We start from the raw sequence: 16,913 nt of genomic DNA on the forward strand, positions 1-16,913 counted from the left end.
GCACTGCAGCGGGAAGCAGCAGAACGCTCTATTCAGGGAGTTACAACCATGAACAGAATTGTGTCGAGAGGGCTGTGGTTCACGGTCATCCTCGGCGGCATCTCACTGGCGGGGATCGGAGCGGCCAACGCCGCCGAACCCTCAACGAGCGGCAACGACGGAGCAGGCTCCGGCGACGTGCTCGGCATCAACCTGAGTGCTCCGATCTCGCTGGCGGGCAACGCCATCAGCGGCATCGGGGATGCGCTTTCGAACGCGGCGACGACGGCCGCACCGTCGGCTCCAGCCTCGGCATCCTCGGCCTCGACGGGGTCCGGAGCATCGGGCACCGGATCGGCACCATCGGCGCCGGCGACCTCTGGTGACGGCGGCATCGCGTCTGGAGACATCGTGTCGCCGACCGTGAGCGTGCCGATCGCGGTCGGCGGAAACGCAGTGAGCGTCGCCGGGGATTCGACGAGCACCGACGCGACGACGGCACCGTCATCCGAAGGAACGTCGACTCCGGCCGGCGGCAGGTCGGGCGGTGACGACAGCGTGCTCGGCGGCCTCGTCGCACCGATCACTGTGAACGCGCCGATCACGGTCAGTGGCAACGGAATCAGTGTGCTTGGCGACTCGACATCCGACAAGGCGGACACGTCGACCAGCACCGGGGGGTCCGCTGCCACTGCCGGGTCGGCGTCCACGCCGGCGCAGTCCACGTCGGGCAACGACAGCCTGCTCGGCGGGCTCCTGCTGCCGATCGGCGTGAATGCGCCGATCACTGTGGGCGGGAATGCCATCAGCGTGGCCGGCGACTCGACCACGACGGAGGGGACGACCGCGTCCGAACCGGGCGCGACGTCCGGTGAGGTCGGTTCGAGCGGAGGCTCGGGCGGCACCACGACCGGCGACGGCAGCGCCCTCGGCGGCCTCCTGGCCGACGTCGGCGCCAACGCACCGGTCACCGCTGGAGGAAATGCCATCAGCGGGGTGGGCGACTCCACCAGCACGGGTGCCGCCACCACAGGCGGCGGCGGATCAAGCGATCCTTCCGGCGGAACGACCGCTGGCGACGACAGCGCCATCGGCGGCCTCCTGGCCGACGTCGGCGCCAACGCACCCGTCACCGCTGGAGGCAACGCCTTCAGCGCAGTCGGCGACTCCACCAGCACGGGTGCCGTCACCACAGGTGGTGCTGCGAGTTCCGACCCCAGCGGATCCACCTCCGGCGACGGCGGGGTGCTCGGCGGGCTGCTGGCTCCGATCGGCGTGAACGTACCGGTCACGGTCGGCGGCAACGCCGTGAGCGTGATCGGTGACACCACGACCACGGGATCCGACACGGGAACACCGGGAACGCCCGGCACCCCGGGAACCCCGGGAACTCCTGGAACACCGGGAACTCCTGGAACACCGGGAACTCCTGGAACACCGGGGACCTCCGGCGGTATCGTGCCCGCCTCGTCGGTGATCCCGGTCGCCGCTGAGGCGACGGGCGATGTCAGCGCATCCGGTGCGCTCGCCGACACGGGGTCCGATCCGTTTGGTGTGCTTGCCGCTGCACTGCTCGGCCTCGTGGCGGGGCTGGGCACTCTGCTCCTGGCACGACGGGTGACTCGAGCCTGAGCCGGTCGTCAGCGGGCTTCGGGCACAGCATCCGCTCGAAGCCCGCTGACGCGCGCCCAGAGCTCGACGCGCCGAACCGGCTGAGTGCCTTCACGTCGCTTCAGCTAGCGCGACGTGGGGTCGCTTCAGTGCATCCGCGCGCGGATCGCCGAACGTTCGCGCAGCGGCAAGGAGACCGCGGCGAGCGCTGCCGGTCCGCCTCAGGCCTGGATGACCGCGAGCACGTTGCCAGCAGGGTCGCGGAACCACGCGATGTCGGGTCCCCACTCCGGCTTCTCCGGACGCGCAATGCCCTTGGCATCCGTCGGGAACTCCGAATCCGAGTAGATCTTGGTCGTGACGCCCGCCGCGTTGAGCTCGTCGACCGCGGTGTCGATGTCGTCGACCACGAAGTTGAGGATCGTGAACGATGCCGGCGTGTGATTCGGTTTGCCGTAGATGAACACCTCGGCTCCGCTGGGCTGCGTGATCCGGATGCCCATGTCGCCTTCGCTCTCCACCTGGAGCCCGAGGACCGTCCCGTAGAAATCCTTGGCCTTCTGCAGATCGTCGACGCTGAATCCGCTGAACGAATCGATCGCACTGAACATGAGCCACCCCGCTTGTGTCGTCGGGCGCCGAAGCGACGCCGCGCGTCCACGTGTCACGATCCCATCACCGGGATGCGGTGTCCACCCCGCGCGCCCGGCTTCAGCCCTGTTCCATAAGTCTCGCCAGCCGTCGGGACGCGCCTCGGCCGTTCAGCACCTCGCCGACGATGTCGCGAAGAGCGTTCGTTCCGTCGTCATCCCGCTCCAACGCCGCCTGCGCCCTGGTGTGCACCAGCGTGCGCTCCCCCGCCGCGCGACGCACTGTCTCGTAGCCGTTGAGTTCGCCGACGGGCGCACCGGACCGCAGCACTGCCGCGAGCCGCACCGCAAGCTCGATCGCGTCGTTCAGGCCGGCGTTGAGAGCGGATCCGCCCGCGTTGAAGATGTGCGCCGCGTCGCCGGCGACGAACGCCCGCCCGACCTTGTAGGCATCCGCCTGCCTGCTGTTCGCGACGATGCTGCGCGCAGCGGTGGCATCCGTGAACGACAGATCAGCACCGAGCACACGGCGGAGACTCGCCCTGAGCTCCTCGACGGGGAGCGGATCCGTCGGCTCGGCCTGGCCTCGCGGTTCATGGGTGTTGATCAGGTACAGGTCGTCAGGGGCCGTGGGGTCGAGCGCGCGAACGGGGGCGATGGAGAAGCTGCCGCCCGGCATCCGATTCGGCCGCATCGGTGCGACGCTGCCGACTCCACGGATCGTCAGCTCGTCGGCCGTACGCATGACCGTGATCACATCAGCGGGGATGCACACCCTGGCTATGCGGGCGATCCGATCGCTCGTGAAGCCCGGGAATCCGATGCCGGCGCTCTTGCGGACCACGCTGTGGGCGCCATCGCAACCGACGAGATACAACGCCCGGACGGATGCGGTGGCCCCGTCTTCTCGCGCGTCCACGTCAACGCCGTCAGCATCCTGCGCGAAGCCGAGCACCTCGCATCCGCGCCGGATCACAGCGCCGGCGGCGACAGCACGCCGCTCCAGCAACTCTTCGAGCCGACGTTGCGGCACCGGGAGGATGTGCAGCGGATTGCCTGGACCGAAGCCGAGGCGCAGCGGCAGCGAGCCGAATTGGAATCGCGGAGGCGTCATCACGCGCAGCCGCGTTCCGGTGAGAATTCCCCGCTTCGCCAGCGCGACCGCCGCGCTGCCGACGATGCCGTTCGCCTTGGGTCCGCTGTGCGGCTCGTTCTCCCGTTCGAGAACGACGACCCGGATGCCGCGCTCGGCGAGATCGCCCGCCAGCAGCAGTCCAACGGGGCCGGCTCCGACGACGGCGACCTCGTGGCCGGACTGCGACGGGTGTTCGGAATCTGCGACAGTGGACATGACGTCAGTTTGAGTTGACAACAGCGAGGTTGTCAAGCCAGACTGACACCGTGGAACCCGTCGACCTCGCCGCGCACCTGCGCGTCACCGACCCCGCCGTCGGCCTGCGGGCGGCAGAGACACTGCGCCGCCTCGCCGAACGCGTCGAAGCGGAGCACGTCGCGGAGGCGCGCCGGCTGGGCTGGTCGTGGGAACAGATCGGCGAAGCGCTCGGCGTGACCCGCCAATCCGTCCACGCCAAGTACGGAAAGGAATCAGCCGATGTTCGAGCAGTTCGCGGCTCAGGCGCGCAAGGCGGTCGATGACGCCCGACTAGAAGCGAGCCGACGTGGCGATCGACGGATCGGCACCGAGCACCTCCTCGCGGCCCTCTTGAACGATGAGACACTCGCGGACGCGGTCGGAGCGGATGCCGCGGCCGCGCGCGCAGCCGCCGACGACCTCGATCGCGCTGCCCTGGCATCCATCGGGCTTCCGTTCACCGACCGATTGCCCGCCGGTCGCGCCGCGCTCGGGCGACGCGTGCCGTTCACGGTCGGTGCGAAGGCCGTGCTGCAGTCCGCCGTCACCAAGGCCGTCTCCGAGCGGTCGCGCAGGATCACGACGCGTCACTTGTTCCTCGCCGTGCTCGACCGGCCGGCACCGGATCCCGCCGCCGCACTCGTGCGCGAGCTCGGACTCGATGGGCCGTCGGTCAGCGCTCGCCTCGACGCCGCACGCTGACCGCACGAGCGCCGAAACCGACGAAGAGCGTGCGCAGAAACAGCAAGCCCGATGGGCCGAAGATGTCGGCTCATCGGGCTGGAGTTGGGTAAGCGGGCGAGTTATCGAATGGGCCGCTTGCTCACCGCCCCCACGGAGAGCAATGAACGGCCCAAGACGAGCTTGGTCCCGGCCGGCGAGGGTTGTCAAGCGTTGCCGAGGCCCTCGTCCGAATACGACTGCACTCTTCTGCCGGGCCTCAAAGGCCGGATGCGTTTCGTGGGAGCGCTCTCTTGACGGTCGGCATCAGCGGGAGCACGATCATCCGAGGGCCGCTGTCCGAGCGACCCCTATCTCGATGGGGAGATCACATGAAACGCTCCTTGACGCGTGGAATGACGGCGGCCGTGGCCGGCGCCGCCTGCGCGATCGTCGCCGCAGCACTGAGCCTCCCGGCTCAGGCAGCGAGCTCGGATGCCGGCCACGGATCAGAATCCGGCGGGCATGCCCTCGGAACGTCGACCAGGCTCTACGTGCCGAAGGCAGATTCCGCCGCTGCGCTGCAAGAGGTCAAACTTCGCAAGAGCTCGCCCGCGGATGCCGCGGCCCTCGCCGCGGTCGAGTCGACGCCCCAGGCCGTGTGGCTCACGGGTGGCTCGCCCGGTCGTGTCAAAGGGACCGTGAAGAACACGATGGCGCTCGCCAAGGTGTCGCACACCACTCCCGTGTTCGTCGCGTACGACATCCCGGGCCGCGACTGCAGTCAGTACTCCGCGGGTGGCGCGGCGACCACGGCCGCCTACGAAGCCTGGATCGACGGCATCGCGCAGGGGATCGGATCCGACAAGGCCGTGGTCCTTGTCGAACCGGACGGGCTCGGGCTGCTGCCGCAGACCGACTGCATCGCGACGCACGGGCTCTCCCCCGACACGTACCCGTTCACCGACGCGGAGCGCTTCACCGAGCTCAACTACGCGGTGAGCGCCCTCGAGGCGAGACCGAACACCACCGTCTACCTTGACGGCACCCACAGCGCCTGGCTCAATGTCGGCGACATCTCGACGCGGCTGGTGGAGGCCGGCGTGAACGCGGCGCAGGGCTTCTTCCTCAACGTGTCCAACTACCAGTACACGGTCAACAACGAGCAGTACGGCACCTGGATCTCGGAGTGCATCGCCCTGCTCGGTGCGGGCACCGCACCAGGTGACTGCCCCAACCAGTACTGGAACGGCGGACCGGAGGGCACGAAGATCGCGGACCTCGTCGGACCCTGGACCGGCGGCTCGGCGACCGGCGCCCTCGACAACTACGGAAAATGGTCGGATACGACCGATGACCCGGCACTGAACACGAGCGGCATCAACGCCAGGTACTCCGGAGCGCTCGCCGCCGCGAACGTGACCCCGAGTGCGCATTTCGTGATCGACACCAGTCGCAACGGAACGGGTCCGAATCCGATGACCGCCTACACCGCCGCACCCTATGACCAGCCGGCCTCGAACGTGGCTGCGCTGGCCGGCGGCAACTGGTGCAACCCGCCGGGAGCCGGGCTCGGCGCATCCCCGACGACCGACACCGGAGTCGCGCTGGTCGATGCCTTCCTCTGGGTGAAGACGCCGGGCCAGTCGGACGGATCCTGCAACGCGTCCGGCGCCGGACGCGTCTGGGACTACAGCGCCTACACGCAGCCCGGGTGGCCGATGGATGCAGCGGGGCAGGCATCCTTCGACCCGCTGTGGGGACAGGTGGACCCGGATGCCGGCGCCTGGTTCCCGGCGCAGATCCTGCAGCTCATGCACAACGCAGACGGGTCGGTGAACTGATCCGGTCGGCGCGAGACGGTCCCGCGGCCGTCGTCGGCCGCGGGACCGGTGCAACGATTCGGACGACGACCTCGGCACCCGCGAGGCCGCGACGTAGCCTGGAGGCGTCGCGATGGGGCGACAAGACCGAGGGAGATGGTCACCATGCGTGCAGAAGCAGGCGAGCGCATTGTCATCCGCGGAATGACGGTGGAGACGCCGGACAGGCACGGCGAGATCGTCGAGGTGAGGGGCGAGAACGGCGCGCCGCCGTACCTCGTGCGATTCGACGACGGGCACGAAACGCTCGTGTACCCGGGGGCGGACGCGACGGTCGAGCATCCGCAGTAGGTGGATGGCGCGACATCTGCCCGGCCGCGATCACCAGACCTGGACGTGATGCCGACCCACGCCGTATCGGGCGAGCGCTCGACCGGCTCAGCCGCGCCCACCATCCGTGTGAAATGCAGGAAATGCTCTTCGTCACCGTGACGAAGAGCATTTCCTGCTTGTGAGACGCGGTCTGGATGGAACGCCGGGTGCCGAACTTCGCGCGGCACCCGGTGCGCGATCAGGCGCGGAGGTCGAGCCAGCGCACCTGCTCCGGTGTGAGCGTCACGTCGAGGCCGGCCATGGAGGTGCGGGTCTCCTCGATGCTGCGCGGACCGAACAGCGGGAACGTCGGGAACTCCTGCGCGAGCACGTAAGCGAGCGCGACGGCTGTCGGCGCCACGCCGAGCTGAGAGGCGAGCTCACGAGCCCGGGCGAGCCGCTCGAAGTTGTCGTCGCTGTAGTAGCAGCGCACGAGCTCTTCGTCCGAGGTGTCCGCACGGTCAGCACGCGCGAAGAAGCCGCGCGCCTGCGACGACCAGGGCAGCAGCGTGGTGCCGGTGCGCTCCAGCCATTCGCGGTCCTCGTCATCGGTGACGTAGCGGCATCCGGCCCACGGCACGTCCAGCGCGTGCGCGAGGCCGAAGTGGTCGCTCAGCACGGAGAAGCGCTGCCGGCCGTTGGCATCCGCATACTCGAGCGCCTCCTGGAAGCGCGCGATCGACCAGTTGGAGCCGCCGAACGCACGGATGCGTCCCGCCTTCGCCTGCTCGTCGAGCACGTCGACGAACTCCCCGACCGGGATCTCCTCGTTGTCGCGATGCATCATGTAGATGTCCACGTGGTCGGTCTGCAACCGATCCAGCGTCTCATCGAGCTGGCGCACGATCGACTCGGGGTCGCAGTGCGGGGTGTGCGCACCCTTGCCGATGATCACGACGTCGTCGCGCAGACCGCGGTTCTGGATCCACTGGCCGAGCAACCGCTCGCAGCGTCCGCCGCCGTAGATGTAGGCGGTGTCGAAGGCGTTGCCGCCGCGCTCCACGAAGTCGTCGAACATGGCGGATGCGTGGCCGAGCGTCTCCTGATTGTCGACGCCCATGACCAGGCGCGACACGTCCTTGTCCAACCCGGGGACGCGGCCGTAGCGCATCGAGGCATCCGAACGGCGCCGCGGCGCATGGCCGCTCGCCGGCGGAATGTTCGTGGTTGCGCTCTCGAACGGATACTCGAGTCCCAGCGCAGCGCGCCACCGGTCGAGCGCGGCGGCGTTGCCCAGGCTGTCGGCCCAGCTCATGTTCGGACTCTGGCCGGCGGCTGCGAACTCGGCGACGGCATCCGCCTGCAACGCGTACTGGTATGCGGGTTCGATGCGAATGCTCTCCACCCCCGAACCGCCAGGAGCGGCATCCGTCGTGCGCACCTCGATGAAGCTCGGCTCCGTCGTCGAGGGAAGCCACGGCTGGGGCACGACGATCTGGCCCTTCGATCCGCTGACGACCACGCGGTTGTCATCCGCGACTCGAACGCCGCTCGTGACGTGCGCTGTGATGCCCGACCCGAAGACCAGGGATGCTGTGGCCCACTCGTCCACGCCCGTCTCGCCGAGAGTGCCTTTGGCGGTGAGCGAGACCGGGTTGGCGAACGGCGCGCCGGTCGCTGCGCCGGCGACGAGTCGCGCCACTGAGACGGAGTATCCGCCGACGTCGAGGATGCCGCCTCCCGCGAGCTCCGCGTTCACCAACCGGTGCTCTGCCGGAACGTCCGCGCGGAACGCGAACGACGCTTCGATGTGCTGCACCTCACCGATCGCGCCGGATGCCACGAGCTCGGCCAGTCGCACCGTCTGCGGGTGGAAGCGGTACATGAACGCCTCTGCCAGGTAGCGTCCGTTGCGGCGAGCCGCCTCGACGACGGCCATGGCGCCTGCGTGATCCACCGAGAGGGGCTTCTCGCACACGACGTGCTTGCCGGCGTCCAACGCCTGAATGGCAAGCCGCACGTGATCGACGTGCAGCGTCGCGATGTAGATCGCGTCCACGTCCGGGTCGGCGAAGAGCGATTCGTAGCTTTCGTGGATGCGGATCGCCCCCGGGGCGTTCTCGAACTCCGCGGCGAACGCCTTCGCCCGCTCGGGACTGCGGCTCGCGAGCGCCACGAGCCGACCGGTGCGGCTGTGCGGAAGCTGCTCCGCGAAACGGTGGGCGATCCCGCCCGGTCCGGCGATGCCCCACCTCACGTGCTGCAGCGGACCCTGCTTGTCGGGTGAGTCGGCCATGGCTGTTCCTCCGTCGTCGTCGATCGGTTCTTCGGGTGATGGACCGGACATGCTCCGGCGGCAGACGTGCGGCGGTCAGCGTCGAACTTGACCGTGAACGTTCACGGTTTGCGAGATTACCAGTACGATTCCGACCATGGCAACAGGTGGGCGCGACGAAGGAGCGATGGCGCCGGACCGCAAGCCGAACCCCGGACCGCGTCGGACGACGGCAGACCCTGGGCTGTTTTCAGGACATTCGGCGAGATACCCCGACCGGGTCGATACGTCGCCGAATGTCCTGAAAACGGCCGGGCCGGCGGCCGGGTCGGCAGTCAAGCCCGCGACGATCAACGATGTCGCGGCCGCGGCCGGGGTCTCGCGCCAGACCGTGACCCGCGCGCTCAACGATCTGCCGGATGTGAGCGCCGTCACCAAGCAGCGGGTGCAGGATGCCGCGGCCGCCCTGCACTACCGACCCAACCGGGCGGCGCAGCGGCTCGTGCGCGGGCGAGACGTGACCGTCGGGTTCGTCGTCGGCGACCTCCGCAATCCGTACTATCCGGAACTCGCCGCCGAGCTCACGCGCCAGGCCGCCGAGCGCGACTGGGGCGTCGTCGTCTCGGACATCGGCGGGCAAGGCGGCGCCGAACGCGTCGACTCCGTCGTCTCCAGGGTGGACGCGGTCATCGGTCACCTCGTTCCCGCTCATCGTGGGCTCGTCGCACCGCGCATCCCCAGCGTCTTCCTCACGGATGATCCGGTCGACGGTGTCGCCAACGTGCAGTTCGACTACGAGGGCGCCGTGCGCGACGCCGTCGAGCACCTCATGGCGGGTGGGCGACGACGGATCACGATGATCGACGGCGGAACGAGAGGGTCACTGCGTGCCCGTCTGCTGCAGGAGGCACTCGAGCAGCGCGGACTGCCGCCTGCCGCCGTGATCCACGCGCCGGACACCCACATGGGCGGAGTGGCCGCCATCACGCGACTGCTGGAGGCCGCACCCCAGACGGACGCCGTGCTCTGTTTCAACGACGTGATCGCGGTAGGGGCGCTGAAGGGGTTCGCGAGGGCGCGCATCCGTGTTCCCGACGACATCGCCGTGATCGGGATCGACGGCCTCGACATCGGAACACTGGTCACGCCGGAACTCACCACGCTGGCGATCGACATGGGGACGGTGGCACGACACGCGCTCGACCTCGCGGACGCGCTGTTCAGCGGGAAGTCGGGCAGTGACCTGCGGCGCACGGTGCCGCACACGCTCGTGGTGCGCGAATCCGCATAGACGGGCCACGCGGCGGCGCGGCCACCGCCGGTTGGGCCGCGGAAACCACTGCCCGTGAGGGCCGGCTTCGACGAGCTCAACCAGCGGTGGCCAGGGCGCTACTGCACCGACCATCCGCCGTCGGACGGCAGCACGACGCCGTTGATGTTCACGCCGTCGTCGCTCAGCAGGAACGTGATCGACGCGGCGAGGTTCTCCGCGGTCGCGACCGTGGGGATCATCGCCTGGAACGGCTGCAGCCGAGCCGAGCCGGCCTGCGAGACGTTGGGCGGGAACGGGATGCCCGTCGCCACACCGCCCGGCGCCACCGCGTTGACCCGGATGCCTTGCGGTCCGTACATGAAGGCGGCGCTGCGAGTGAGTCCCACGACGGCGTGCTTCGACGTCGTGTAGGCGTTTCCGGATGCGTTGCCGCGCAGGCCCGCCTCCGACGCGATGTTGACGATGGATCCCTTGCCCGCCGCGATCATCGCCGGAAGCACCGCCCTGGTCAGCTTGAACGCTCCCGTGAGGTTGATGCCGATGACGCGATCCCAGGTGGCATCCGACGTCTCGTGCAGCGGCGAGAAGTCGTCGTTCACGCCCGCGACGTTGGCGAGGGCGTCGATCCGCTCTCCGGCTGCCGCGACGATGGCCTCCACGTCGTCCTGCTTGGTGATGTCGCCGACGACCGTCACGATCTGTGCATCCGGAAGGGACGCGGCGAACTCCGCCAGACCGTCGGCCGACACGTCGACGGCGACCACGCGACCGCCCTCACGGGCGACGCGGGATGCCGTGGCCCTGCCGATCCCGGATGCCGCGCCGGTGATGACGACGGTCTTGCCGGCGAAACGACCAGGGGTGACGACCTCGGTCCATCCGCTCGACTCCGTCTCCTCCGGCATGACACCGCCGTTGGCCTTCAGCACCAGGTCGTCGACGACCGACTGCGGCATCTGCCCCTGGCTCAGCGCGACGAGCTGCTGGAGCGGCAGCCCCTTGATCGGTGCGAGCGTCGACTCGTCCGCTCCGCTGGCGGCCAGCAGGCCACGGACGAGCTGTCCGCCCTCCGGATCGTCCAGCCACTCGCCGATCGTGCTGTTCGCCGTCAACGGCTTGCGTCCCTCTGCCATGTCATTCTCCTTTGTGTGATGGCCGATTCGTGGTCTGAGTAGCGCAGGTCGAGCCTGCGACCGATGGTCGAGCGTGCGATGCGCCTGCTCGGTCGGCGCTGTCAGCCCGCGGTGTGCACCGGCGTGCGAGCGGGGTCCGACTCGACGGCATCCGCGTTGGCGTCGGCTCCCCCGGTCACCCCGTGCAGCGGATGGCTGCGTTCCAGGGATGCGCCCTCGACGTCGACGTCCGGAAGGATGCGGTTCAGCCACTTCGGGATCCACCACGCCGCCTTGCCGAACAGGTGCATGAGGCCCGGCACGAGCACGAGCCGCACGACGAACGCGTCGAAGAGCACACCGAACGCGAGGCCGAATCCGAGGGGGCGCACCATGTTCAGCTCGGAGAAGACGAATCCACCGAACACCGAGATCATGATGATCGCCGCCGCAGTGACGACAGCTCGGCCGCCGCGGAGCCCGGAGACCACCGCTTGTCTGGCCGGCAGTCCGTGCACGTACGCCTCGCGCATGCCGGAGACCAGGAACAGCTGGTAGTCCATGGCCAGGCCGAACAGCACGCCCATCACGATGATCGGAGCGAAGCTCAGCACGGGCCCGGGATCGTGCACCCCGAAGACTCCGCTCAGCCAGCCCCACTGGTAGACGGCCGTCATGCCGCCGAACGCGGCGAACAGCGACAGCACGTAGCCGCCGGTGGCGATGAGCGGCACGAGCAGCGAGCGGAACACGATGATCATGATGATCAGCGACAGACCGACGACCACCGCGAGGTAGAGCGGGAGCACCGAGGCGAGCTTGTCGGAGACGTCGATGTTCGCGCTGGCCTGACCGGCGACGCCGACTGCGACATCCGATCCGAACACGGTCCCCTCGCGCAGGCTGTGCACGAGCTTCTCCGTCGACTCGCTGCTCGGGCCGTCCTGCGGCACCACCTCGAACGCGATGAAATCGCGGGCGTCGGACGCGCCGATCGGTGCCACGGCGACCACGTCGTGGACGGCCATCAGCTTGTCGGCGAGCGCTGCCTCGGTCGGCACCAGGTTCGCCTCGGTGACACCCTTCGGCAGCGTGGCCGTAACGATGAGCGGACCGTTCTGTCCCGCGCCGAACTTGTCGGCAACGGCCTCGTACGCCTTGTACTGCGTCGAGCTCGTGGGCTCCGAGGAGCCGTCGGGAAGGCCGAGTCGCATCGACAGCGCCGGGATCGCGACGATCAGCAGCCCGATCACGGAGGCGATGACGGAGACCACGACTCGTCCGGTGCGCATCGGACGCACGTCGGGGGTGCGGTGCTTCTCGTGTCCGATCTGCGCGCGAGCCTTCTTGCTGAGCACGCGGTGCTTGAGCATGCCGAGCAGCGCCGGCGTCAGGGTGACGGCCACGAGCACCGCGACCAGCACGCACGCAGCGCCGACGGTGCCCATCACACCGAGGAATCCGATGCCGCTCACGTTCAGGGCGAGGAGCGCGACGAGCACCGTCGCCCCTGCGAACACGACGGCGTTGCCGGCCGTGCCGTTGGCGAGTCCGATCGACTCCTTCAACTCCATGCCTGCCAGCAGCTGTCTGCGATGTCGGTTGACGATGAAGAGCGAGTAGTCGATGCCGACGGCGAGCCCGAGCATCAGTCCGAGCACCGGGGTGACCGACGACATGTCCACGACGCCGGAGAACGCCATCGAACCGGCCACGCCGACACCGACACCGATGAGTGACGAGATCAGTGGCATCAGGGCAGGCATCAGGGCTCGCATCATCACGATGAGCACGATGAGCGCGATCACCACACCGGTGATCTCGCCCGGGCCGATGAGGCCGGAGATCGAGGTGGCGATCTCAGACGAGTAGTTCACCTCGACACCGGAGATGTGCGCGGCGTCCAGCTCGTCCGCCACAGCGGTCTTCACCGACTGCGGCAGGTTGAACATGTCGTCCTCGAACTGCACCAAGCCGATCGCGGTCGTGCCGTCGGTGGAGACGGTCTTGATGTCGGCGGCGGCAGCCATGAGCTGCGTGCCGGCATCCAGCTGCTTCTGCGATGCCTCGAGCTTCTTCTGCGACTCGTCCAACTGACTCTGCGATGCGTCGAGCTGCGCCTTCGAGGCGTCGAGCTGTTGCTGCTGCGCCTGGAACTGAGCGGATGCCTGGTCATACGTTCCGGCCGCCTTGGCCTGTGCGATGGCGGCGTCGAGCTGCTGCTGTCCGGTGTCGACCTGCTGGCGACCCGCGGTCACCTGGGCCTGGGCCTGCGCGAGCTGATCCTTGCCTGCATCGATCTGCGCTTGACCGTCGCTCAGCTTCTTCGCCTGCTGGTCCCGCTGGGCGGCGGTCGTGAACGGATCGACGATGCTGTCGACACCGTCGACCTTGGCGACCGAGTCGAGCAGATCGCTGATCTCCGACTTCTGGGAGTCGTCCAGCTTCGAGCCGTTCGTCGTCTGGAAGACGACGGTGCCCGTCGCACCACCGGTCTGGTTCAGCTCCGACTTCAGCTGAGCCGTGACCTTCGACGTCTCCGTTCCAGGGATGTCGAAGCTGGTGGCGAGCGTGCCGCCGAAGGCGAGGAACGCGCCAGCGGCGATGCCGAGGGCGACGAGCCATCCCACGAGGACGGTCCACGGTCGACGCGCCGAGAACAGTCCGAGGCGGTTGAGCAGATTTGCCACGGGCGAGCCCTTTCGATTCAGAGGGTTTGTGGGTGCGCGCGACGGTGCGACGGTGAACGGTGGCGACGGCGTCCACGATATCCGACACCTGTTGGTTATCCGTCAAATGTCGGAGAACTCCCAGCGAACCCCTCAGTTGCCGTCCCCCTCATGGCAGAATCGCGAAGCATGGATGCCCGCATCGCCCGTACGCGCACGCACCTGCAGGACGCCCTGCTGGAGCTCGCCCGTGAACGCAGCCTGGACGAGATCACGGTTGCGGACATCGTCGACCGCGCGGGCGTGAACCGCAGCACCTTCTATCAGCACTACTCCGACAAGGACGTGCTCCTCGCCGATGCCCTTGACACCGCCGTCGAGCAGGCGGGCGAGCGTCTCGTGCAGCTGACCGTCCCGGTGTCAGGACCGCCGGATGACCTCCTCGCCTACCTGAAGCACATCGAGCAGAACGCGAACCTCTACTCGCGCGTGCTCGGCGACCGCGGATCGGCGATCGTCACGGCCCGCGTGCGCGACCGTGTCGAGCGGGTCGCACTGGAGGGCATCAGCCGATCGACCGTTCCGGCCTACGACGGCGTGCCACTGGAGATCGTGGCCGCCGGCATCACCGGATCCGCAATGGGCGTGGTGCGGGCCTGGCTGGAACGGGATCCGCGGCCTCCGGTCGAGACCGCCGCCACGTGGCTGTGGCAGGTGCTGCTCGGACCGGGCACCGCATGGACGTTCGGCGATGCCGACCAGAGCTCCGCCCGCCCTGCTTCGACTGACCCTGCTTCGGACGGCGCGGCCTCGACCGATCCGGCCCCGACCGAGGTCGCACGCTAGGAACACCAGCCTGAGCGCCGACGCCGGGGGTGCTGGGGGTAGGGAGTCCTGGGGCGAGAGCGCTACGGCGCCGGATGCTCGCGGTCGCCCTGGTGCAGGTGCTCGTGATGATGCGACGGGCGGCCCCCGGCCCCGATCGCGTCGATCTGCTCCTCGACGAGCCGCTCGGGGTCGGAGTCGGACGCGAGGATCGCGGCATCCGTTCGCCAGAGCTTCGACGGCCACCAGATGGCCCGCCCGATGTCATACGAGAGCGCGGGCACGAGCAGCGAGCGCACGATCAGCGTGTCGACGAGCACGCCGAACGCGACGATGAACGCGATCTGCGCCAGGAACAGGATCGGGATGACGCCCAGCGCCGCGAACGTCGACGCCAGCACCAGCCCGGCCGAAGTGATCACGCCACCGGTGACGGCGAGGCCGCGCAGGATCCCCTGCCGCGTGCCGTGCAGCTGCGTCTCTTCGCGCACCCGTGTCATGAGGAAGATGTTGTAGTCGATGCCGAGGGCGACGAGGAAGACGAATCCGTAGAGCGGCACTGCGGGATCCGCGCCGGGGAATCCGAACACGTGGTCGAACACGTACGCGGAGACGCCGAGCGACGCCGCGAACGACACCACAACGGACAGCACGAGGATCACCGGCGCGAGGATCGCCCGCAGCAGCAGCATCAGGATGAGCAGGATGACGACGAGCACGATCGGGATGATCGTGTTGCGGTCGTGGATCGACGCGTCGTTCGAGTCGATGGCCACGGCGGTCACGCCGCCGACCAGGATGCCGTCGTCCACCTTGTAGAGGTCGGTGCGCAGCGACCGCACTGTCGCTTCTGCCGCGTCGGAGTCCGCCGGGTCGCTCAGTGTCGCCTGCAGCATGACGTCGCCGTCGACCGTCGTCGGTTCGGGCGGCGGGGAACCGGGCGCGCCGACGGGCTGGACGCCGTCCGCGGTCACGGGTGCCGTGCCGCTCGGCGAATCCTTGGCGACGACCGCGACGGACGAGACGCCGTCGTGGTTCAGCAGCACGTCGGCCATGGGCTGGAGCTCCGATGCAGGGCCGACGACGAGTGCGGGGCTTCCGGATCCGCCCGGGAAGTGATCGGCCAGCACCTGCTGGCCGTCACGGGCATCCGAGTGGCCGAGGATGAGGTCGCTCTGCGGAACCCCATCCGCCTTCAGCTGCAGCACGCCGGTGGCGCCGAGGAGCAGGGCGATGGTGCAGACGACCCAGATGATGCGGGGCGCTCGGCGGATCCATCCGGCCACACGCGCCCACAAACCCTTGGCGTGCGGGCCGACGACTTGCGGGTGCTCGGATCCGAACTTCGGCCGCACCGGCCAGAATGCCGCTCGTCCGAACGCGAGCAGCAGCGATGGCAGGAGGGTCATCGCTGCGAGGAACGCGAAGACGATGCCGATGGACGCGACGGGCCCGAGCGCCTTGTTCGAGTTGAGGTCGCTGAACAACAGGCACAGGAGACCGACGATGACGGTGCCCGCGGACGCGACGATCGGCCCGAACGCCCCGCGGATGGCGATCCACGTCGCCCGCCACCTGCTCTGCTCGTCGCGCAACGCCTCCCGGTACCTCGAGACATAGAGCAGTGAGTAGTCGGTCGCAGCGCCGATCACGAGGATGAACAGGATGCCCTGCACCTGCCCGTTGAGCTGCACCGCTCCCCACTTTGCCAGCCACCACACCACGAGCAGCGCGACGCAGAGGCCGAACATCGACGTGGCGAGCACGAGGATCGGCAGCAGCGGAGACCGGTAGACCACCACCAGGATCAGGAAAACCGCAGCGAGCGCCACCGCGAGCAGGATCCCGTCGATCCCACCGAACGCGGCGACCAGATCTGCGGTGAACCCGGCAGGTCCGGTGACGTAGGAGGTGACGCCGTCCGGAGTGCTCGTCGAGAGATGGTCGCGCAGGCCGGCGACGTTGGTGTCGAGATCCGAGTCGTCCGCGAACGGAACGAAGACCTCGGCCGCCTTGCCGTCCTTCGACGCGATCGGCGGCGAGACGTCGCCGTGCACGCCGGGCAGGTCGGCGATGTCCTTCGTGTCATCCGTGATGGCGGCGAGGTCGTCCTTAGTGAGTCCGGAGGAACGCTCGTAGACGACGATGGCCGGGACCGCATCGCTGCCGCTGAACTTCGCCTGCAGGTTCGCGACCTGCGTGGCATCCGCACTGGCCGGAAGGTAGCTCGCCTGGTCGTTGCTCGACACCTCGGAGACGCGCCCGAAGTAGGGGCCGCCGACGCCGGCGAGCGCAAGCCACACCACGATGAGGACGGCCGGGAGCAGGATCCTGAGCCAACGAGGCACGCGGCCGCCCTTTCGGTCGTCGTTCGGCGCTGGAACCTTCATCGAGTGCTGCTTCCTCTCGGTG

13 protein-coding genes are annotated in these 16,913 nt (G+C 68.6%); 7 read left to right on the top strand and 6 right to left on the bottom strand.

What is annotated here, in order from left to right; all coding sequences use genetic code 11:
• Positions 1 to 48: 48 nt before the first annotated feature.
• Positions 49 to 1,611 carry a hypothetical protein gene (locus HII28_RS19030; RefSeq protein ID WP_170027434.1) on the top strand — a complete coding sequence of 521 codons (1,563 nt, stop codon included), beginning with the start codon at positions 49 to 51 and terminating at the stop codon, positions 1,609 to 1,611.
• Between the two features lie 200 nt (positions 1,612 to 1,811).
• Here HII28_RS19030 and HII28_RS19035 read toward each other — a convergent pair whose 3' ends face one another.
• Together HII28_RS19035 and HII28_RS19040 are read right to left on the bottom strand one after the other, a co-directional pair.
• Complete coding sequence (locus HII28_RS19035) at positions 1,812 to 2,201, bottom strand: VOC family protein (protein WP_170027435.1); 390 nt, start codon at positions 2,199 to 2,201, stop codon at positions 1,812 to 1,814.
• A 100-nt stretch (positions 2,202 to 2,301) separates the two neighbouring features.
• The gene (locus tag HII28_RS19040; RefSeq protein ID WP_170027436.1) at positions 2,302 to 3,531 is read right to left on the bottom strand and encodes an FAD-dependent monooxygenase; all 1,230 of its coding nucleotides are present in this window, start codon (positions 3,529 to 3,531) and stop codon (positions 2,302 to 2,304) included.
• 50 nt (positions 3,532 to 3,581) lie between these two features.
• Here HII28_RS19040 and HII28_RS19045 point away from each other — a divergent pair, with 50 nt between their 5' ends.
• The 4 genes from HII28_RS19045 (at position 3,582) to HII28_RS19060 (ending at position 6,386) form a co-directional block, all read left to right on the top strand.
• On the top strand, positions 3,582 to 3,836 hold the full coding sequence (locus tag HII28_RS19045) for a helix-turn-helix domain-containing protein (RefSeq protein ID WP_170027437.1): 255 nt from the start codon (positions 3,582 to 3,584) through the stop codon (positions 3,834 to 3,836).
• Positions 3,793 to 4,254 (top strand): Clp protease N-terminal domain-containing protein, encoded by a 462-nt coding sequence (locus HII28_RS19050; RefSeq protein ID WP_170027438.1) that lies wholly within the window; start codon positions 3,793 to 3,795, stop codon positions 4,252 to 4,254. The genes HII28_RS19045 and HII28_RS19050 overlap by 44 nt, the downstream gene beginning before the upstream one ends.
• A 350-nt stretch (positions 4,255 to 4,604) precedes the next feature.
• Complete coding sequence (locus HII28_RS19055; protein ID WP_205865087.1) at positions 4,605 to 6,056, top strand: glycoside hydrolase family 6 protein; 1,452 nt, start codon at positions 4,605 to 4,607, stop codon at positions 6,054 to 6,056.
• A gap of 144 nt (positions 6,057 to 6,200) precedes the next feature.
• Positions 6,201 to 6,386 (top strand): DUF1918 domain-containing protein, encoded by a 186-nt coding sequence (locus HII28_RS19060; protein WP_170027439.1) that lies wholly within the window; start codon positions 6,201 to 6,203, stop codon positions 6,384 to 6,386.
• 220 nt (positions 6,387 to 6,606) lie between these two features.
• On the opposite strand, the gene HII28_RS19065 is transcribed toward HII28_RS19060, so the two are convergent.
• Positions 6,607 to 8,643: an aldo/keto reductase gene (locus HII28_RS19065; protein WP_170027440.1), complete on the bottom strand. Its 2,037-nt coding sequence runs from the start codon at positions 8,641 to 8,643 to the stop codon at positions 6,607 to 6,609.
• Positions 8,644 to 8,779: 136 nt separating this feature from the next.
• Between HII28_RS19065 and HII28_RS19070 the strand changes: the two genes are divergently transcribed.
• Positions 8,780 to 9,913, top strand: a complete 1,134-nt coding sequence (locus HII28_RS19070) for a LacI family DNA-binding transcriptional regulator (protein WP_170027441.1) — start codon at positions 8,780 to 8,782, stop codon at positions 9,911 to 9,913.
• Between the two features lie 98 nt (positions 9,914 to 10,011).
• Here the strand turns inward: HII28_RS19070 and HII28_RS19075 are convergent, their stop codons facing one another.
• A complete protein-coding gene (locus tag HII28_RS19075; RefSeq protein WP_170027442.1) occupies positions 10,012 to 11,028 on the bottom strand; it encodes an SDR family oxidoreductase in 1,017 nt (338 codons plus the stop codon).
• Positions 11,029 to 11,129: 101 nt separating this feature from the next.
• On the bottom strand, positions 11,130 to 13,697 hold the full coding sequence (locus HII28_RS19080) for an MMPL family transporter (protein ID WP_170027443.1): 2,568 nt from the start codon (positions 13,695 to 13,697) through the stop codon (positions 11,130 to 11,132).
• A gap of 150 nt (positions 13,698 to 13,847) precedes the next feature.
• Here HII28_RS19080 and HII28_RS19085 point away from each other — a divergent pair, with 150 nt between their 5' ends.
• Positions 13,848 to 14,522, top strand: coding sequence for a TetR/AcrR family transcriptional regulator (locus HII28_RS19085; RefSeq protein ID WP_170027444.1), 675 nt, complete (start codon positions 13,848 to 13,850; stop codon positions 14,520 to 14,522).
• A 62-nt stretch (positions 14,523 to 14,584) separates the two neighbouring features.
• On the opposite strand, the gene HII28_RS19090 is transcribed toward HII28_RS19085, so the two are convergent.
• On the bottom strand, positions 14,585 to 16,891 hold the full coding sequence (locus HII28_RS19090; protein WP_170027445.1) for an MMPL family transporter: 2,307 nt from the start codon (positions 16,889 to 16,891) through the stop codon (positions 14,585 to 14,587).
• Between the last annotated feature and the right edge of the window lie 22 nt (positions 16,892 to 16,913).

This window comes from Planctomonas sp. JC2975 (assembly GCF_012985205.1).
Taxonomy (GTDB): Bacteria; Actinomycetota; Actinomycetes; order Actinomycetales; family Microbacteriaceae; genus Humibacter.